Source organism: Bosea sp. BIWAKO-01, from assembly GCF_001748145.1.
GTDB lineage: Bacteria > Pseudomonadota > Alphaproteobacteria > Rhizobiales > Beijerinckiaceae > Allobosea.
Genome location: NZ_BCQA01000001.1, coordinates 4118441 through 4136163 on the forward strand (window position 1 = coordinate 4118441; position 17723 = coordinate 4136163).

At 65.0% G+C, this 17723-nt stretch carries 19 protein-coding genes; 13 read left to right on the forward strand and 6 right to left on the reverse strand.

Annotation, left to right across the window (positions count from 1 at the left end; translation table 11 throughout):
* Positions 1-83 precede the first annotated feature (83 nt).
* Positions 84-602, forward strand: a complete 519-nt coding sequence (locus BIWAKO_RS19195) for a flavin reductase family protein (protein WP_069880019.1) — start codon at positions 84-86, stop codon at positions 600-602.
* A gap of 7 nt (positions 603-609) precedes the next feature.
* Here BIWAKO_RS19195 and pcaC read toward each other — a convergent pair whose 3' ends face one another.
* The 5 genes from pcaC to pcaB are packed head-to-tail and all read right to left on the reverse strand — an operon-like array spanning position 610 to position 4841.
* Entirely contained in the window at positions 610-1005 is a 396-nt protein-coding gene (pcaC, locus tag BIWAKO_RS19200; RefSeq protein ID WP_069880020.1) for a 4-carboxymuconolactone decarboxylase, read from the reverse strand.
* Positions 1006-1015: 10 nt separating this feature from the next.
* Positions 1016-1795, reverse strand: a complete 780-nt coding sequence (gene pcaD, locus BIWAKO_RS19205) for a 3-oxoadipate enol-lactonase (RefSeq protein WP_069880021.1) — start codon at positions 1793-1795, stop codon at positions 1016-1018.
* Between the two features lie 19 nt (positions 1796-1814).
* The gene (locus BIWAKO_RS19210; protein WP_069880022.1) at positions 1815-2225 is read right to left on the reverse strand and encodes an aconitase X swivel domain-containing protein; all 411 of its coding nucleotides are present in this window, start codon (positions 2223-2225) and stop codon (positions 1815-1817) included.
* Entirely contained in the window at positions 2216-3475 is a 1260-nt protein-coding gene (locus BIWAKO_RS19215) for an aconitase X (protein WP_084651583.1), read from the reverse strand. The genes BIWAKO_RS19210 and BIWAKO_RS19215 overlap by 10 nt, the downstream gene beginning before the upstream one ends.
* Before the next feature lies 1 nt (position 3476).
* Positions 3477-4841, reverse strand: coding sequence for a 3-carboxy-cis,cis-muconate cycloisomerase (gene pcaB, locus BIWAKO_RS19220; RefSeq protein WP_069880023.1), 1365 nt, complete (start codon positions 4839-4841; stop codon positions 3477-3479).
* A gap of 166 nt (positions 4842-5007) precedes the next feature.
* Here pcaB and BIWAKO_RS19225 point away from each other — a divergent pair, with 166 nt between their 5' ends.
* Positions 5008-5460 (forward strand): SRPBCC family protein, encoded by a 453-nt coding sequence (locus BIWAKO_RS19225; protein ID WP_069880024.1) that lies wholly within the window; start codon positions 5008-5010, stop codon positions 5458-5460.
* Positions 5461-5532: 72 nt separating this feature from the next.
* Here the strand turns inward: BIWAKO_RS19225 and BIWAKO_RS36390 are convergent, their stop codons facing one another.
* Positions 5533-6876 carry a methyl-accepting chemotaxis protein gene (locus BIWAKO_RS36390; protein WP_141740153.1) on the reverse strand — a complete coding sequence of 448 codons (1344 nt, stop codon included), beginning with the start codon at positions 6874-6876 and terminating at the stop codon, positions 5533-5535.
* A gap of 358 nt (positions 6877-7234) precedes the next feature.
* Here BIWAKO_RS36390 and BIWAKO_RS19235 point away from each other — a divergent pair, with 358 nt between their 5' ends.
* From BIWAKO_RS19235 to BIWAKO_RS19285, 11 genes are all read left to right on the forward strand, one after another.
* The gene (locus BIWAKO_RS19235) at positions 7235-7735 is read left to right on the forward strand and encodes a (2Fe-2S)-binding protein (protein WP_069880026.1); all 501 of its coding nucleotides are present in this window, start codon (positions 7235-7237) and stop codon (positions 7733-7735) included.
* A gap of 85 nt (positions 7736-7820) precedes the next feature.
* Positions 7821-10184, forward strand: coding sequence for a xanthine dehydrogenase family protein molybdopterin-binding subunit (locus BIWAKO_RS19240; protein ID WP_069882625.1), 2364 nt, complete (start codon positions 7821-7823; stop codon positions 10182-10184).
* A 17-nt stretch (positions 10185-10201) separates the two neighbouring features.
* Positions 10202-11005: an FAD binding domain-containing protein gene (locus BIWAKO_RS19245; RefSeq protein WP_069880027.1), complete on the forward strand. Its 804-nt coding sequence runs from the start codon at positions 10202-10204 to the stop codon at positions 11003-11005.
* A gap of 79 nt (positions 11006-11084) precedes the next feature.
* Positions 11085-11468 (forward strand): RidA family protein, encoded by a 384-nt coding sequence (locus BIWAKO_RS19250; protein ID WP_069880028.1) that lies wholly within the window; start codon positions 11085-11087, stop codon positions 11466-11468.
* A 30-nt stretch (positions 11469-11498) separates the two neighbouring features.
* Positions 11499-12407 carry an AAA family ATPase gene (locus BIWAKO_RS19255; protein WP_084651588.1) on the forward strand — a complete coding sequence of 303 codons (909 nt, stop codon included), beginning with the start codon at positions 11499-11501 and terminating at the stop codon, positions 12405-12407.
* A 108-nt stretch (positions 12408-12515) separates the two neighbouring features.
* A complete protein-coding gene (locus tag BIWAKO_RS19260) occupies positions 12516-12890 on the forward strand; it encodes a nuclear transport factor 2 family protein (RefSeq protein ID WP_069882626.1) in 375 nt (124 codons plus the stop codon).
* Between the two features lie 140 nt (positions 12891-13030).
* On the forward strand, positions 13031-14260 hold the full coding sequence (locus tag BIWAKO_RS19265; RefSeq protein ID WP_244523485.1) for a vWA domain-containing protein: 1230 nt from the start codon (positions 13031-13033) through the stop codon (positions 14258-14260).
* A 38-nt stretch (positions 14261-14298) separates the two neighbouring features.
* A complete protein-coding gene (locus tag BIWAKO_RS19270) occupies positions 14299-14622 on the forward strand; it encodes an XdhC family protein (protein WP_069880030.1) in 324 nt (107 codons plus the stop codon).
* Positions 14622-15251 (forward strand): LysE family translocator, encoded by a 630-nt coding sequence (locus BIWAKO_RS19275; RefSeq protein ID WP_069880031.1) that lies wholly within the window; start codon positions 14622-14624, stop codon positions 15249-15251. Before BIWAKO_RS19270 ends, BIWAKO_RS19275 begins: the two co-directional genes overlap by 1 nt.
* A 3-nt stretch (positions 15252-15254) precedes the next feature.
* Complete coding sequence (locus BIWAKO_RS19280) at positions 15255-15947, forward strand: XdhC family protein (protein ID WP_069880032.1); 693 nt, start codon at positions 15255-15257, stop codon at positions 15945-15947.
* The gene (locus BIWAKO_RS19285) at positions 15944-17545 is read left to right on the forward strand and encodes an NTP transferase domain-containing protein (protein ID WP_069880033.1); all 1602 of its coding nucleotides are present in this window, start codon (positions 15944-15946) and stop codon (positions 17543-17545) included. Before BIWAKO_RS19280 ends, BIWAKO_RS19285 begins: the two co-directional genes overlap by 4 nt.
* Positions 17546-17723: the final 178 nt, after the last annotated feature.

A 17723-nucleotide genomic window follows, 5' to 3' on the forward strand; every position in this document is an offset into this window, starting at 1 on the left:
GACATTGCGGCTGTGCGCTGGCCATCGCGCCGGAAAATCCCTACATCAGCCGGCGAAGACTTCCATTCCTGCAGATCGGGCTGATGACCAAGACGTTCCAGGCGGTGCCCCATGTGACGGCCATTCCTGATGCGCCGGCCTTCCGTCAGGCAATGGCGCAGGTCACGAGCGCCGTGCATATCGTCACCACGCGGGGCACGACGGGCCGCGCGGGCCTGACTGCGACCTCGGTCGCCTCGGTGTCCGACGCGCCGCCGACCATGCTGGTCTGTGTCGACGGCATCAGCCGCACGCTCGCCGCGATCGAGGCGAGCGGGACTTTCTGCATCAACACGCTGGCGGGCTACGACGGGGACCTCGCCGAGATCTTTGCGCGGCGCCGGGGCATCGAAGGCGAGGCCCGTTTCGCGACGGCCGAATGGACGACGCTCGTGACCGGAGCGCCGGCACTCGTCGGCTCGCTGGTCGCCTTCGACTGCAGGCTGATCGAGGTGCACCGTGTCGCGACCCACCGCATCCTGATCGGAGAGGTCGTGGCGATCGGCGGCCGGGGCCAGGGCAGCGGCCTGGTCTACCGGCGGCGCGGTTTCTCAGAGGTCTGAAGGGTCGTCAGACCTTTCCGGCTTCCTCGTCGATTTCGGCGAAGACGATGGCCGCTTCCTTGAAGGCGTGATTGGCTGCTGGCACGCCGGCATAAATGGCCGCCTGCATCAGCACTTCCTTGATCTCGTCGCGCGTCAATCCGTTGTTCAATGCGCCACGGACATGGATCCGGAACTCGCCCCAGGAGCCGAGTGCGGCTGCAATCGAAAGCACGATCAGCGAGCGCTCGCGCTTGATCAGCCCTGGCCGATTCCAGATGTCGTTCCAGGCCGTTCGGGTGATGAACTCCTGCCAGTCGCGGTTGAACTCGGTGACCCCGGCACTGGCCTTGTCGACATAGGCCTCACCAAGCACGGCGCGTCGGGTCTTCATGCCATTGGCATAGCGGGTGGCGTCGTCCATGGCGGCCTCCTCAGGTGTTCAGGAAGTCGAGAACGGCCCGGCCGAAGGCCTCGGGCTGCTCCAGATTGGAGAGATGGGCGGCATCGAGCGTGACAAGCTCTGCACCATGGATGGAATCAGCGATCTGCTGGCCGACGGCGGGCGGCGTGGCCGGGTCGAGCGCACCAACAATCACCAGCACGGGCAGGACGATTGCCGAGATCGCTTCGCGCTGATCCATGTCGCGGATCGCGGCGCAGCAGCCGGCATAGCCGAGCGGTGGCGTGGTGGTGAGCATCGCACTCACGGCCTCCACGGTCTTTCCGTCGCGCTCGCGGAAACCCGGGCTGAACCAGCGTTCCAGCGTCGGCTGCACCAGCGGCCCCATGCCATTGGCGCGGACATTGCGGATGCGGCCGTTCCAGAGATCGGGTGGTCCCATCCGGGCGGAGGTGTTGGCCAGCACCACGCGGTGGAGCCGCCTGGGGGCATGGGTCGCGAGCCATTGCCCGACCATTCCGCCCATGGACACGCCGCACCAGTGCACCTTGTCCAGGCCGAAATGGTCCATGATGCCGATCGCGTCGTCGGCGAGCTCGGCCAGCGAATAGGGCTGGTCCGGCGCCGTCGATTTGCCATGGCCGCGCGAGTCGTAGCGCAGGACGCGGAACTGCTTGGTCCATTCGGGAATCTGTGGATCCCACATGTGCAGATCGGTGCCGAGTGAGTTCGAGAGCATCAGGACAGGTGCGTCCTCAGCCCCGTCGAAGCGGATATTGAAGGGCTCGCCCCGGATGGTCTCGATCGGCATCGTCCTGTCTCTCCCTGGCCTATTGTACCGCGATGTTGCCGTCGCTGCTGATCAGAAGCGTCTTACCTGCAAGCGCCGCTTGCTGCGATGCGGGTAGCCGCAGAGCCGGCGGCGTCGGCCACCCCATCTCGCGCGCAACGACGAGGCCGAGCAGCAGGATCGCATCGGGCGCATCCATGAGGATAGCGGCGGGCGCGTTCCCGGCATGGACGAGTTCGAGCAGCACGGCTGAGGCCGAGGACGAACCGATCGTGCCAGGCAGGGCGAGCACGGTGCCAGCGATGGTGCGGTCTCGCTCGGGATGGCGCGCATCGATGATCATGCCCGTGCGCGGATCGACGCCGCCCCAGAAGCTGATTGCTGCGCTGAGCACCAGGCACTCGCCCTTCACATCGCCGCCCGGGATCAGGATTTCGCCCTTCAAGACCATGTCCGGGGCTCCCTGACGAGGCGACCGGCGACAGCGCTCTCGACGCATTCTGAGAGCGAGCCGTAGGTCACGGCGTAGCCGGTATTGCCCGGTGCATATTGCGCGAACTTTCCTGAGTTCGTCATCAGCACCGCGCCTTCGATCTCGGGCAGGATCGGCGTCACCACCACGCAGGTGTCGACGACGAAGATGACGCCGGCAGCTTCCAGACGCTTGCGGCGGCCCTGCGCTTCCAAAGGTTGGAGCACGTGGCGACCGGTATTGGCGTAAAGCGGGCGAGAGAGCGTGCGGTCCGCGAGCAGGTTTTCCAGCTCACCCATCTCCTTCAGGGAAAGGTGCGGCGAGCCGATCGCGACGGCGTCGATACGGTCGGTGGCGCCTGCCGTGGAGAGCCGTGCAAGGGTCGCCTGCACCTCCTGATGCGTCAGCGTGATGCGCTGCTTCGAGGGGCGATGCCCGAGTGCCGTGGCGAGATCAGGAGCTTCGGGCGTGACACCGGCGACATGAAACAAGCCGACGCCCCCTGCCGAGGCAGCAGCCGCACCGAGCGCCTTGAGACGGTCCTCGGTCGTACAATCCTGAAGCCCGTCGATGACGACGACCGTGCTCCCGGCAACGCGCCCGAGAAAGGTGCCGAGCACGGGATAGAATACATCCGACCGGCGCAGCTCCTTCGAGAGCCCGCCGACTTCGAGCAGCAACTCCGCGACGCGGTTCTCGGTGCGGTGGAGGCCATAATCCGGGGCGCGCCCGGCAATCGCGCAGGCGATGTCGAGGAAATCGCCATAGCGGTTCGTGCGCGCGCCCAGCACCGAGTTGCAGAAGACGACGGCGTTCGACTCACCCCAGGCGACATCGCTGCCCTGTGCGGGCCGGTGTCCGGCCTGGTAGGGCGCACAGGTCCAGCTCGGCTCGCAGCCCATCGCCTCATATGCGCGCATCATGCGAGCCGCCATATCGCGCTGATGCGCGGCGAGGCGGATCACGGCGCAGCCGGCGGGGGCGAGGGAGCCGACATTCAGCGTCGCCCGCACAGCAACCCTGGCGCCGCCCTCGGCCAGTTTCTCCGCGAAGAGCGTGCCGGAATCGCCGTGGTAGAGCGCCCCGTCGATATGGGCCGAGGCAACGGGGATCAACCTCTGCGCACCCATCAGGCGCGCGGCTTCGGCGACGATACGCAAGGCCATCGCTGAGCCGCCGCCTCGCGCGCCGGAGGCAATCGCCCGTTCCTCGTCGGTCAGTTCCAGCATGTCAGTCCATATACTCGCGCTCTTCTTCGTAGAGCGCGAGTATCCGGTCGATGATGCAGTCGGTCGCTCCCCGGTAGGTCGCGGGATCGAACAAGATGTCGAGTTCGTTGTCACCAAGGCGGCCGGCGAGCGCCGGATGCTCGGCGAGAATGGACTTGAGATGCCTGCCGCTGGCCACGCAGTCGCGGCTCGCCTCCTCGAGCAGGTGATGAGCCTCGGCCCGGCCGATCGACGCTGCGAGCGCGAGCGAAACACGCTCGGCCATGACCAGGCCGTGGGTGAGCTCGAGATTCTGCCGCATCCGCTCTGGAAAGACCTGCAGGCCCTCGATCAGCGCCACGCTTTGATGGAGTGCCGTACCGGCGATGACGAAGAGTTCGGCAAGCGTGCGCCATTCGGCATGCCAGCCGCCCATGGCGCGCTCGTGCTCCTGCGGCATCGCCGCGAGCATGGTCGAGACCAGCCCCGGGGCGCGCTTCGCTCCGGCGAGGATCAGCGTGCACAGCACCGGGTTGCGCTTGTGCGGCATGGCGGAGGAGCCGCCCTTGCCGGGTGCTTCCGGCTCGGCGAGTTCGCCGATCTCGGTCTGCGCCATCAGCGCCGTGTCCTGCGCGATCTTGCCGAGATGGCCCATGACGATGCCAAGCTCGGCCGCGATCCGCGCCGGCCGGTGCCGCTCCGTGTGCCAGGGCGTCAGGACCGCGCCGATGGCCGGCATCGTCCTGCTGAAGTTCTGGAGCACGGCTTCAGCCTTGTCGCCGAGCGAGGCCAGGGTGCCGGCTGCTCCGCCCAACTGATGCGAAGCCTGGCCGTAGATCATGAAATCGTCGTGGAAGCGAACGATCGGCCCAAGCCACTGTGCCACCTTGACGCCGAAGCTGATCGGCACGGCATGCTGGAGGAAGGTGCGCCCGATCATGGGGGTGTTTCGATGGCGCTTCGTCAGTTCGGCGAGGGCGTGGGCGAGGCGGGCGGAGCGCCGGAGGATCAGCCGGTAGGCCGTACGATATTGCTGGGCCTGGCCGGAATCGATCACGTCCTGACTGGTTGCGCCGTAATGCACCCATTTGGCCGCTTCCGGATCGACCGCGGCGACGCGGGCGGTCAATTCCTTGACCAGCGGGATTGCAGGGTTGCCTGCAAGCGTCGCGGCCCTGCCGATGGCGCCGCTGTCATAGAGTTCGGCCTTGCAGGCTGCCGCGATCACGTCGGCCGCGGCCGCGGGGATGACATCGACGGCCGCTTCGGAGCGGGCGAGCGCGGCCTCGAAATCCAGCATGCCTTGCAGAAGCGCCCTGTCTTCGAACAGGATTGCCATCTCGTGATCGGCGAAGAGCTCGCCATAGAGACCGGACAGGTCAGTCATGGCGGCTCCGCGTGTTCAGAAATGCGTGGCGCAATGCAGGCTCGCTCCCCTTGTCTAGGCTGGCGCTTTCCGATCAAGGATAGGCCAATGGGTTCTTGGATAGACCCGAGGCGCGCTCGCCCGCAACATGGGCCGTTCGGCGCAGCCAAGATGGAGGAGTGACGCCGTGGCGATGACGATGAATGGCGAGGTCACCTTACCCGCCAGCAAGGACGTGGTCTGGGCAAAGCTCAACGATGCCGAGGTGTTGAAGGCCTGCATTCCCGGTTGCGAGCAGCTTACCAAGGACGACGATACGCATTTCTCGGCGGTGGTGAAGGTCAAGCTCGGGCCGGTGAAGGCCACCTTTCGCGGCAAGGTCGAGCTTGCCGATCTCGATCCGCCGAACGGCTACCGGATCGCGGGCGAGGGCGAGGGCGGGATCGCCGGATTCGCCAAGGGCGGCGCCAAGGTGGTGCTCAGTGACGCGGAAGCAGGACAGACATTGCTGAGTTACGAGGTCGAGGCGCAGGTCGGCGGCAAGCTGATGCAGCTTGGTTCCCGTCTGATCGATTCGGTCTCGAAGAAGCTTGCCGACGAATTCTTTGCGAATTTCGCCAAGGCGGTCAGCGAAGGCTGAGCGCGCCTAAAAGCCGATGCAAACATAGGAGGTTAGATCACCGAACCGGGATACACCATCCGGTTCGGTGATCTAGGAGGCCTTGCGCAGCGACGCGAGAGCCTCGCTGACTGTCGCTTCAGCCGCTCCGATCTGGAGTGCGATGTCCGATGCGGCTGTGTTGGCACGTTCGAGCGCTCTTGCCGTCGTGGCAAGGCCGTCATTGACGGCGGTCGCGCTGGCGATGGCTTCGTCGGAGCTGTTTGCGACCTCGGCCGCATCACGGGCGATGCTGGTCGTGACGAAGCTTTGCTGGGCGACAGCGTCCGAGATCGCTTCGGAATCGCCCCTGATCTCGCCAATCGTCCTCCCGATCGACGCAGAGCGGACGCCACAGACCTCGGCACTGGCGGCCAGTTCGGCGATCTGCCGGGCAATATCCTGCGTCGCGCTCGCGGTCTGAGTGGCCAACGATTTCACTTCGGAGGCGACGACCGCGAAGCCGCGGCCTGCCTCCCCGGCGCGTGCGGCCTCGATGGTGGCGTTCAGCGCGAGCAGATTGGTCTGTGCCGCGATATCGGCGATGAGTCCGACGACGGTGCCGATGCTGCCGGTGACCTCGCGCAACCTTGCGATGGCCGAATTCATCGCCTCCGCGTCGTCAACGGCCCGATTGGCAATTTCTAGGCTTTGCCGGGCGCGGTGTCCGATCTCGGCGATATTGGCCGACATCTCTTCTGTAGCGGCGGCGGTCTGGAGCGCCTTCTCGCGCACGAGGGTGGAGGCGTGGGCGAGGCTGCCGATCTGGTTCTTGATGAAGGTGGTGGCTTCAGCCGTCTCGCCCGAGGTCGAGACGAATTGCTCGACTGCGCCGCTGATCGTCGTATCGAGTTGACCGATGCGGGACTTCATCAGCGCAGCGGCCTTGTCGAGGGCCTCCCCGCGCCGTTCCGCCTCGCCAGCCTCGATCTGCTGGTCGAACGTGATTGCGGTGTTGATGTCGTAGGTCAGGATTCGCTCGATGATATAGAGATCGCGGCCGACCTTCTTCGGGGACAGGGCGAGACGCCAGCGGCTGGCGACCGAGATCGCCTGGTACAACGCGAAGGCGATCGAGACGCGTGGACGCGGACCGACCTTGGCGACGCGCTCCAGCACGCATAACCGCTCGATCGAGTCGCAATAGGCCTCGCCGAACTCTCCGTCGAACAGCTGCTTGAAATGCGCGGCCTCGGCCGGATAGAGCGTTTCGGAAACTGGCTCGACCGTGCCGCGCAGGGGAGCATGGATCACGAAGGCGCGGGCGAAGTCCTTGGCAACGAGGCCCTCGATGACCCGGTCGACAATGGGGCGATAGCTTCGCAGGCGCTCACGCTGGGCCTCGTCGAAGCCGATCGCGCGCAGGCGCCGCTGGATTTGATCAGAGATGGTCGACACCGACGCGTTCATGATCCCGACCAAAGCTTCGATAGCGATCAGCAAAGCTGGGATCTCCGGCGTTAACATTCTGCGAATGCAGACAGTCGCAGCGCCGGTTTTCGTATGACTGTGTCTGTTGCGGTGCAGCAAGAATGATTGGCGAAAACAGCGCTCAAAGGTCGCAAAATCGGCGCTTCATCTTGGCGCTATCGCGCTTGACCGCGCAAAATCCCAGGTCCACATTCCGTTTCGAGCTGTTCCAAGAAAAAACTGCCTGATGAGGCTAGAAGTTTCGCGAACGGCTCCGGCTCCGGATTTCAGTGGCTGGGAGGGTCATTGGCCGGACGCCGGACGTAGGGTCACAGGAGATGTGCTCATGGCCACGGTTTCGTTGACGGTGAACGGCAAAGCCGTCACCGCGAATGTTGATCCTCGCACCCTGCTGGTGCAGCTCCTGCGCGAGAACCTACGACTGACCGGTACACATGTCGGCTGCGACACCAGCCAATGCGGCGCCTGTGTCGTCCATCTCGACGGCAAAGCCGTGAAATCCTGCACGACGCTTGCTCTTTCGGTCGACGGCGCTGCGGTGACGACAATCGAAGGGCTCGCCCTGAACGGTGTCCTGCATCCGATGCAGGAGGCCTTTCGCGAGCATCACGGCCTGCAATGCGGCTACTGCACTCCGGGCATGATCATGGCAGCGGTCGATATGGTGAACCGTCGTGGTCATTCGCTCGATGAAGCGACGATCCGTGATGACCTCGATGGCAATATCTGTCGGTGCACGGGCTACCACAACATCGTCAAGGCGATCGCCGCCGGGGCAGAGGCGATGGGCAAGGCGGAGACGCCGACGCGCAAGGCTGCCGAGTGACACCTTCGGCCGGCGCGCTCCTGCGCTGGCCGGTTCTCAAGCCATGAGGCGTCCGCCAGAGGCGCCGTGCGAGGAGGGGAACACCATGTCCGCAACCGGAATCGGCGCCGCTGTCCGCCGCAAGGAAGATCACCGTTTCATCACGGGTCAGGGCCGTTACACCGACGACATCAACAGGCCAGGCCAAGCCTACGCCTATTTCCTGCGTTCGCCGCATGCCCATGCCACTCTCAACAGGATCGACGCCAAGGCCGCCGCGACGATGCCCGGCGTGCTTGGCATCTACACAGGCGAGGATCTCGCCGCCGATAAGATCGGCGGGCTGATCTGCGGCTGGATGATCCATAACAAGGACGGTTCGCCGATGCGCGCCGGCCCGCATCCGGCGCTTGCGCAGGGCAAGGTCCGCTATGTCGGCGATCATGTCGCGGTCGTGGTGGCCGAGACACTGGCGCAGGCCAGAGACGCGGCCGAGGCGATCAGCGTCGATTACGGCGTGCTGCCGGCGGTGGTCGACACGGCAAGCGCTGCGACCTCGAAGACGCAGGTCCACGCGGAGTCCGCCGACAACACGGTCTATAACTGGCATCTCGGCGACAAGGCTGCGACGGAAAAGGCCTTCGCGGCGGCCAAGCATGTGACGAAGCTCGACCTCGTCAATAACCGCCTGGTGCCGAACCCGATGGAGCCGCGCGCAGCCGTCGGCGATTACGATCAGGGCGAGGGGGCCTTCACGCTCTACACCACCAGCCAGAACCCGCATGTCGCGCGGCTCGTGCTTTCTGCCTTCATCGGCATTGCGCCCGAGAACAAGCTGCGTGTCATCGCGCCGGATGTCGGCGGTGGCTTCGGCTCCAAGATCTTCATCTATGCCGAGGAGACGGTTTGCGTCTGGGCTGCGAAGAAAGTGGGCCGGCCGGTGAAATGGACCTCGGACCGCACCGAGGCGTTCCTCTCCGACGCGCATGGTCGTGACCACGTCACTCATGCCGAACTCGCGACCGACGCGGACGGCAAGATCATCGGCATGCGGGTGAAGACGACGGCCAATCTCGGAGCCTACCTCTCGACCTTCTCCTCCTCGGTGCCGACCTACCTCTACGCCCCGCTGCTGTCGGGCCAGTACAATATCCCGGCGATCTATTGCGAGGTCGACGCGGTCTACACCAACACGGCTCCGGTCGATGCCTATCGCGGCGCCGGCCGGCCGGAGGCGACCTTCGTGGTCGAGCGCCTGGTCGAGATTGCGGCGCGTGAACTGGGCAAGGATCCTGCCAAGTTCCGGATGCAGAACTACATCACGAAGTTCCCGCATCAGACCCCGGTCATCATGATGTATGACACCGGCAATTATGCCGCCTCGATGAAGAAGGCGCTGGAGGTCATCGACTACAAGGGGATCGCCAAGCGCAAGCGCGACTCGGCCCGCAACGGCAAGCTGCGCGGCATCGGCTTCTCCTCCTATATCGAGGCCTGCGGTATCGCGCCGTCGGCTGCGGTCGGTTCGCTGGGAGCTGGCGTCGGCCTGTGGGAATCGGCGGAGGTCCGGGTCAATCCCGTCGGAACCGTCGAGGTGCTGACCGGCTCGCACAGCCATGGCCAGGGCCACGAAACCACCTTTGCCCAGCTCGTCAGCGACCGGCTCGGCATCCCGATCGAGAATGTCTCGATCGTCCATGGCGACACCGACAAGGTGCAGATGGGCATGGGCACCTACGGCTCGCGCTCGGGCGCAGTGGGTATGTCCGCGATCGCCAAGGCCGTCGACAAGGTCATCGCCAAAGGCAAGAAGGTCGCCGCCTATGTGCTCGAGGCGGATGAGGCCGATATCGATTTCAAGGATGGCAACTTCCGCGTGAAGGGCACGGACAAGACGCTCGATTTCGGTTCCTGCGCACTGCAGGCCTACATCGCGCACAAGTTCAACGGGCAGGAACTCGAGCCGGGGCTGAAGGAAGGCGCGTTCTACGATCCGACGAACTTCACCTTCCCGGCCGGCGTCCATATCTGCGAGGTCGAGATCGATCCCGATACCGGTATCACCAGGATCGAGCGCTGGGCGGCCGTCGACGATTTCGGCATCGTGATCAACCCGATGATCGTTGAGGGCCAGGTCCATGGCGGCATTGCCCAGGGCGTCGGCCAGGCGCTGCTCGAAGGGGCGCGTTACAATCAGGACGGCCAGCTCGTGACCGCGAGCTTCATGGATTACTGCATGCCGCGTGCGGACGATCTACCGTCCTTCGATGTCGGCATGACGGTGACGCCATGCCCGTCCAACCCGCTGGGCATCAAGGGCTGCGGCGAGGCGGGCGCGATTGCGGCTCCGCCGGCCGTGATCAATGCCATCACCGATGCGCTCGGCCATGAGGAGGTCACCATGCCGGCCACGCCGCAGGTGGTCTGGCGCGCAGCGCAGAAAAGCATCAAGCGAATGGCCGCCGAGTGATCTGAAAGGACAACAGCATGTACGCTTTCACCTATCATCGCCCGGCCACGGCGCGTCAGGCCGCTGGACTCCTCGCCAAGAAGGAGGATGCCAAGCTGCTGGCCGGCGGGCACACCCTGCTGCCGACCATGAAGCAGCGCCTCGCTTCGCCGACCCACCTCGTCGATCTCGGCGGTTGCGCCGATCTCAAGGGGATCGAGCGCAAGGGGCGCAATGTCGTCATCGGTGCGATGACGACCCATGCCGAAGTCGCGGACTCGGCTGTCGTCCAGGAGGCGATTCCGGCGCTGGCTTATCTGGCCTCGCATATTGGCGACCCGCATGTGCGCCATCGCGGTACGATCGGCGGCTCTGTCGCCAATAACGACCCGGCAGCGGATTATCCGGCGGCGCTCATGGCGCTCGGCGCCACCGTCGTCACCAATAAGCGCAAGCTCGCGGCCGAAGAGTTCTTCACCGGGCTCTACGAGACCGCGCTGGAGGAGGGCGAGATTGTCGTCAGGATCTCCTTTCCGCTGGTGTCGAAGGCAGGCTACGCCAAGTTCCGCAACCCGGCTTCGCGCTATGCACTGGTCGGCGTCTTCGTCGCCAAACGTGGTTCGGAAGTCAGTGTCGCGGTGACAGGCGCCGGCGAAGGCGGCGTCTTCCGCTGGCCGGAGGCCGAGACCGCTCTGAAGGCTCGGTTCGCGGCGAAATCTCTCGATGGCATCAAGCACACGGCCAAGGGCATCAATGCCGACATGCATGCCGATGCCGAGTATCGGGCCCATCTGATCGGCGTGATGGCACGGGAAGCGGTTGCCAGGGCAACGGGTAAATAGCCGAAGCCGATTGACCTGCGACTGAATCCTCCCCCACACAGGGGAGGATTTTTGCTGATTGGCTGGTTGCGAGCGGAACATGGACAAGATGGTCATCACGGCGCCCGAAGCGCCCGAAGCAGCCGGCGGCTACGCCCAGGCCCTGCTGGTTTCGGGCGCGAGCCGACAGCTCTACATCAGCGGGCAGATCCCGAGCACGCGCGACGGAACGGTGCCGGAGAGCTTTGCCGAGCAGTCACGGTTGGTCTGGCGCAATATTGAGGCCCAACTCCACGCTGGCGGCATGACGCTCGACAACCTCGTCAAGGTCACGACCTTCCTCTCGGACCGCCGCTATGCTGCGGAGAGCCGGCAGTCGCGCAAGGAGATCCTCGGCGACCGGAAGGTTGCGCTCTCCGTCGTCATCGCTGGGATCTTTGACGAGGCCTGGCTTCTTGAGATCGAAGCCATCGCTGCGGCCTGACCGGCTCTGCTCTTTCGTCGCGAGAATCCCTTGAAAACTCCCGGTTCCATCGACGCCACGCTCTCCCTCCTGCAATCGCAGGGCTATGTCGCCGATCGGGCGCTGGCGACTGTGCTCTATTTGGCACTGCGCATGAAGCGACCGCTCCTGCTGGAGGGCGAGGCAGGTACGGGGAAGACAGAGATTGCCAAAGTGCTGGCGGCCGCGCTCGGGCGGCGCCTGATCCGGCTGCAATGCTATGAGGGGCTCGATCTCGCGTCCGCCGTCTATGAGTGGAACTATGCGGGCCAGATGATGGCGATCCGTCTTGCGGAGGCGGGTGGCGCTGCGGGCGATCGTGCCCGACTCGAATCCGACATCTTCTCGGAGCGCTATCTGGTCAAGCGCCCGCTCTTGCAGGCGTTGGAGCCGCAGGAGGGCGGAGCACCGATCCTGCTGATCGACGAACTCGACCGCACCGATGAGGCCTTCGAGGCCTTCCTGCTCGAGGTTCTGGCCGACGCGCAGGTGACGATTCCCGAGCTTGGCACGATCAAGGCAGCCGAGCCGCCGATCGTGATCCTGACCTCGAACCGCACACGCGAAATCCACGACGCGCTGAAGCGCCGTTGCCTCTATCACTGGGTCGGCTATCCCGACACGGCCCGCGAGCTTGCCATCCTGAAGGCGCGCGCACCGGAGGCCCCGGTCAAGCTGGCAAAGCAGGTCGTCGCTTTCGTGCAGGCAATCCGCAAGGAGGAGCTGTTCAAGGCGCCAGGCGTCGCCGAGACACTCGATTGGGCGAGTGCGCTGGTCGAACTCGACGCGGTCGCGCTTGACCCCGCGATCGTCTCGGACACGCTGGGGGCGTTGCTCAAATACCAGGACGACATCCAGGCGATGCAGGGCTCGAAGGTGAAGGAACTGCTGGACCAGATGAAGGCGGAAGCACGGGGATAGGCGCGCCTGCCTTAAGGGCATGCCTTGTGTGCCCACCCAGGTCTGTCCCTTCATTCGCGTCGCAGCGGGTGGATGCCCGGGACTGGCCCGCGCATGATGGAGCAAGCGATGAACGACGACATCAAGGCGATCGAAGCCGCAACTTGGACTTATCTCGACGGGCTCTATGAGGGCGATGTCGGCAAGCTGGACCAGATCTTTCATCCGACGAGCGCGCTGACCCAATCGCTCCACGGCGAACTTAAGATCGTGCCGCGCGCCGAATGGTTCGAGGCCGTGCGCAACCGCCAGTCTCCGAAGGCTGCAGGGATGGAGCGCAGCGACCATATCCTGACCATCGATGTTGTAGGCTCGGCCCTGGCTCTGGTGAAGGTGAAGTGCCAGATGCCGCCGCGCTATTTCACGGATCTGCTCTCCTTTGTAAAAGTCGATGGCAAATGGGTCATTGCGCAGAAAGTCTTCATGACCGAAACCGCAGCGTGATCGTACGGCAAGCCATGGCCGGCGATCTGCGTCTAGAGCGTGCTGCGAAAAAGTGGCAACGGCTTTTCGCATAAAGCATGCTCTAAACTATGAGAATCGATCACGTTTTCTGAGTTTGAACGAACTCGCCCAAACCCAGCGTGATCTACCGTGACGGCGAGAACCTCGTGACCGGCAAGCTGCCTGAGAACATCGTCTACTTCGCGCGGGCGCTTCGCATCGCCGGTGTGCCCGTTGGTGCGGGGGCGGTGGTCGAGGCCGTCGAGGCGTTGGCGGATGGTGCGCTCGGTGCACGCGACGACGTTTACTGGGCGCTGCATGCGATCTTCGTGAAGCGGCACGAGGACAGCGTGATCTACGACCAGGCCTTTCGCTTGTTCTGGCGGCGGCGCAATCTGATCGAGAAGATCATGGCGCAAATGTCCCCCGTCTCTCCGGGGGCAGATAGTCGGCCGGAGAAGGCGGAAGCCGGCGCATTGCGGGTCGCTGAAGCATTTGCTCCGCCGCAAGACCAGCAAGACGACCCCCCGGTCGAACTGACCGAGCTTTCGGCGCGCCTGACCGTCTCCGATCGCGAAATGCTGAAGTCACGCGACTTTGCCCAGATGAGTGCAGCGGAGATCGCCAGGGCCAAGCAGTTGATGTCCGAGCTGCGCCTGCCGCGAGACACCGTGCCGACGCGGCGCTTCCAGTCCTCGCATGTCGGCGCGCGGATCGACCCACGCCGCACCTTCCGGCGTTCGCTCAGGGGTGGAGGCGGCTCGATCGACCTCGCATTTCGCGAGCGCGCCGAGATACATCCCCCCGTGGTCGCCCTCGTCGATATCTCGGGCTCGATGGCAGAGTATTCGCGCATCTTCCTGCATTTCCTGCACGCGATCACGGAGAAACGCCGGCGCGTGCATTCCTTCGTCTTCGGCACGCGCTTGACCAATGTCACGCGTAGCCTGAGGGCGCGGGACCCTGACGAGGCGCTGGCACTTGCCGGCAGGGCAGCACCGGACTGGGAGGGCGGCACCCGTATTGCCGATGCCCTGCACAGCTTCAACCGCGTCTGGTCTCGGCGCGTGCTTTCGGGCGGGGCTATAGTGCTGCTCTTCACCGACGGGCTGGAGCGACATCTCGACGGCGAGCTCGCCTTCGAGATGGACCGGCTGCATCGCTCCTGCCGCCAGCTCGTCTGGCTCAACCCGCTGCTGCGCTTCGATGCCTTTCAGGCGCGGGCCAGCGGTATCCGGGCGATGCTGCCGCATGTCGACTCGTTCAGGCCGATTCACAACCTCGCGGCGATGGCCGATCTCTGCGCTGCACTCTCGCCGGACGCAGACCTGAGAAGTGATCCGCGCCTGTGGTTGAAGAAGGCGTGTTGAAGCATGATCTCATCTGCACCGCAGCGGGAACTCTCGCCATGATCAGTACCGACACCGATATTCTCGCCACGGCCGAGAGCTGGGCCAAGGCCGGACGCGGCGTGGCGCTTGCCACCGTGATCGAGACTTGGGGCTCCGCCCCCCGCCCGGTGGGCTCGCATCTTGTCATCGACCAAGAGGGCAATTTCCTCGGCTCGGTCTCCGGTGGCTGCGTCGAGGGCGCCGTGGTGGAAGAGGCGGCCGATGTCATCGCCGATGGGAAGGCGCGCACGCTTGAATTCGGTGTCGCCGACGAGACAGCCTGGAAGGTCGGGCTCTCCTGCGGCGGCCGCATTCGGGTCTATGTCGAGAGGGTGCACTGATGGCCTCCTGGGAAACACTCGCCGCCTTTGCGGTGCTAACGATCGCTGTCGCCTATTTCCCTGGCCCGGCGCTGCTTTACACGGCGGCGCAGACAATCTCGCACGGCCGCCGCGCCGGCTTCATGGCGATGCTGGGCATCCATCTCGGCTGCTATCTGCATGTCATCGCAGCTGCCTTCGGCCTCTCGGCTGTGTTCAAGCATGTGCCTGAACTCTATGTCGCGGTGAAGCTCGCCGGTGCGCTCTATCTGGTCTGGCTCGGTATCGGCATGATCCGCTCCAGGCTCGGCGGAGCGGATGTCGATGTCTCCCCGCCCAAGACCGTGAAACGGGCGTTGCTCGATTCCTTCATCGTCGAGGTGCTGAATCCCAAGGTGGCGCTGTTCTTCATCGCGTTGCTGCCGCAGTTCGTCGACCCTGCGGCCTCCCTACCGGTCTGGGCGCAGTTCCTGATCCTCGGCACGATCGTGAATTTCGCCTTCTCCTCGGCCGATTTCGTGACGGTGCTGGGAGCATCGGCGGTGGTCAAGACGATGAAGAAGACCAAGGCCGGATTTGCCTTCGGGCGCTGGCTCGGTGGTTCTCTGATGATTGGCCTCGGCGTCAAGCTTGCGACCGACAGGGGCTGAGGCATGGATCTTTCGCTGCTCTCCGCGCTCAATGTCGAGCGCGCTGCCCGCCGAGCCGCAGTGCTCGTCACTGATATCGGCAGCGGCGCTCAACGGCTGGTAGGGGAGGCCGATCTCGCGAACGATCCGCTGGCCGCCCTGCTCGACAAGCAATTGCGCACCGGCAAGAGCGCTGCGGTCGAGACGGAGGGGACACGTTACTTCCTGACTGTGCAGGTGCCTCCACCGCGCGTCGTGGTCACCGGTGCGGTGCATATCTCGCAGGCGATGGCGCCGATGGCGAAACTGCTGGATCTCGATGTCACGATCATCGATCCCCGGACCGCCTTTGCGACGCCCGAGCGCTTTCCCGACGTGACGCTGCTGCCGGAATGGCCGGATGAAGCGATCAAGCAGCTCGGCCTCGATAGCTATACCGCCTTTGTCGCCCTGACCCACGATCCGAAAATCGACGATCCCGGGCTGGAGGCGGCCTTGCGCTCGGACTGCTTCTATATCGGGGCGCTGGGCAGCCGGAAGACGCATGGCAGGCGCATCGAGCGCCTGACGGCGGCGGGCTTCGATGAGGCGACGCTGGCACGCATCCATGCGCCGATCGGCCTCGACATCGGCGCGGTCTCTCCGTCAGAGATTGCGCTCGCCATTCTAGGTGAGATCGTGATGACACTGCGTGGCCCGCGCAGGGCGCTCTCATGAAATTCGGCCCCGTCGCTATCGCCGATGCCGTCGGCTCCGTTGCGGCGCATTCGGTGCGGGCAGGCGAGGTCATCGTCCGCAAGGGGGCGACGATCACGGAGGATGATGCGCGCCGCCTGGCGGGAGCTGGCGTCACCGAACTGGTCGCAGTCCGGCTCGAAGCCGGTGACGTCGGCGAGAATGTGGCTGCCGAACGTCTAGCCAGGGCGCTCGCCGGGGGCGGGGTGGTGACCGAGGCTCCCTTTACCGGCAGGGTCAATCTCTTTGCCGCGGCTGCGGGTGTCCTGATGCTCGATGTGCAGGCGCTCGACGCCTTCAACACGATCGACGAGGCCATCACCGTGGCGACACTGCCGGCCCTCAGGGCGGTCGTTGCAGGCGAAATGGTCGCCACCGTGAAGATCATTCCCTATGGCGTCCCGAGTCAGCGCGTCGACGACGCGATAGGGCGGATCGGAGCGATCCGGCCGATCGCGGTCACCGAATACCAGCTCAAATCGGTGGCCGTGGTTTCGACATTGCTGCCCGGTCTCAAGCCTTCGGTGGTCGACAAGACGCTGCGGGTGATGGCGGAGCGTCTTGCTCCGGCAGGTGCAAGGGTCGAATCGGACGAGCGTGTGCCGCATCAATCGGGGCCGCTCGCGAAGGCCATCCGCACGGCGGTGGCGGGACCGGCCGATATCGTCGTCGTCTTCGGTGCCTCGGCGATCACCGATCGCCGGGATGTGATCCCGCTAGCGCTGCAAGAGGCAGGCGGCCACATCGAACATCTCGGCATGCCGGTCGATCCCGGCAATCTGCTGTTGCTCGGCGAACTCGACGGCAAGCTGGTGATCGGCGCGCCGGGCTGCGCCCGTTCGCCCAAGGAGAATGGGTTCGACTGGGTGCTGCAGCGCGCACTCGCCGGTGTTCCGGTGACCCGTGCGGACGTTCAGAAGATGGGGGTGGGCGGCCTGCTGATGGAGATCGTCACCCGTCCGCAGCCGCGTGCACCTGGCCATCAGGCTGTGGCACCCGTCGCCGGGCTTGTGCTCGCGGCCGGGCGCTCGACCCGGATGGGGGAACGCAACAAGCTGCTGCAGACGGTACGTGGCGAGCCTCTCGTTCGTCATGCAGTGAAAGCGCAGCTCGCCTCCCGCGCTGCGCCCGTATTGGTGGTCACCGGGCATCAGGCGGCCGAGGTCAGGGCGGCGCTCGCGGGGCTCGATGTCTCATTCGTGGACAACCCGGATTTCGCGGCCGGCCTATCCAGCTCGGTCCGCGCCGGCCTCAGAGCGTTGCCGGACGATGTCCCGGGTGCGGTGGTCTCGCTCGGGGATATGCCGAACGTGACCCCGCAGGTGATCAATCGGCTGGCAGAGGCCTTTGCCGACCGGCCCGACGCTCTCGCCGTGGTGCCAACACTGTTCGGTCAGCGCGGCAACCCGGCGTTGTTGTCGCGTGCGCTTTTCCCGGCGGTGGAGCGGCTCTCGGGCGACCAGGGGGCTCGCCGCCTGCTGGACGCGGCCGGAGAGTCGGTCGTGGAGGTGCCGCTCGACGATCCTGCGATTGCGATCGATGTCGATACGCCCGAGGCCCTGAAGGCACTGACGGGATAGAGCACAGGCAGCCGCGACATTGCCCAGGGGCCGTAGGTTGTAACTCGGATACGCGCAGCGATGCGGAGGCGCCCGCTCGCGCAGCGGCGACCAAGGATGGTCGTAGGTACCCGCGATATGCGGTCGCTTTGGCATTGGTTTTGCAAGCTTTTGTTAACCAGGCAGGCGCAGCCTCAAG

Excerpts from the sequence above, each read along its gene's own strand:
- BIWAKO_RS19195 (WP_069880019.1), top strand. The coding sequence starts at position 84 with ATGACCAAGACGTTCCAGGCGGTGCCCCATGTGACGGCCATTCCTGAT.
- pcaC (WP_069880020.1), bottom strand. The coding sequence starts at position 1,005 with ATGGACGACGCCACCCGCTATGCCAATGGCATGAAGACCCGACGCGCC.
- pcaD (WP_069880021.1), bottom strand. The coding sequence starts at position 1,795 with ATGCCGATCGAGACCATCCGGGGCGAGCCCTTCAATATCCGCTTCGAC.
- BIWAKO_RS19210 (WP_069880022.1), bottom strand. The coding sequence starts at position 2,225 with ATGGTCTTGAAGGGCGAAATCCTGATCCCGGGCGGCGATGTGAAGGGC.
- BIWAKO_RS19215 (WP_084651583.1), bottom strand. The coding sequence starts at position 3,475 with ATGCTGGAACTGACCGACGAGGAACGGGCGATTGCCTCCGGCGCGCGA.
- pcaB (WP_069880023.1), bottom strand. The coding sequence starts at position 4,841 with ATGACTGACCTGTCCGGTCTCTATGGCGAGCTCTTCGCCGATCACGAG.
- BIWAKO_RS19235 (WP_069880026.1), top strand. The coding sequence starts at position 7,235 with ATGGCCACGGTTTCGTTGACGGTGAACGGCAAAGCCGTCACCGCGAAT.
- BIWAKO_RS19240 (WP_069882625.1), top strand. The coding sequence starts at position 7,821 with ATGTCCGCAACCGGAATCGGCGCCGCTGTCCGCCGCAAGGAAGATCAC.
- BIWAKO_RS19245 (WP_069880027.1), top strand. The coding sequence starts at position 10,202 with ATGTACGCTTTCACCTATCATCGCCCGGCCACGGCGCGTCAGGCCGCT.
- BIWAKO_RS19250 (WP_069880028.1), top strand. The coding sequence starts at position 11,085 with ATGGACAAGATGGTCATCACGGCGCCCGAAGCGCCCGAAGCAGCCGGC.
- BIWAKO_RS19260 (WP_069882626.1), top strand. The coding sequence starts at position 12,516 with ATGAACGACGACATCAAGGCGATCGAAGCCGCAACTTGGACTTATCTC.
- BIWAKO_RS19270 (WP_069880030.1), top strand. The coding sequence starts at position 14,299 with ATGATCAGTACCGACACCGATATTCTCGCCACGGCCGAGAGCTGGGCC.
- BIWAKO_RS19275 (WP_069880031.1), top strand. The coding sequence starts at position 14,622 with ATGGCCTCCTGGGAAACACTCGCCGCCTTTGCGGTGCTAACGATCGCT.
- BIWAKO_RS19280 (WP_069880032.1), top strand. The coding sequence starts at position 15,255 with ATGGATCTTTCGCTGCTCTCCGCGCTCAATGTCGAGCGCGCTGCCCGC.
- BIWAKO_RS19285 (WP_069880033.1), top strand. The coding sequence starts at position 15,944 with ATGAAATTCGGCCCCGTCGCTATCGCCGATGCCGTCGGCTCCGTTGCG.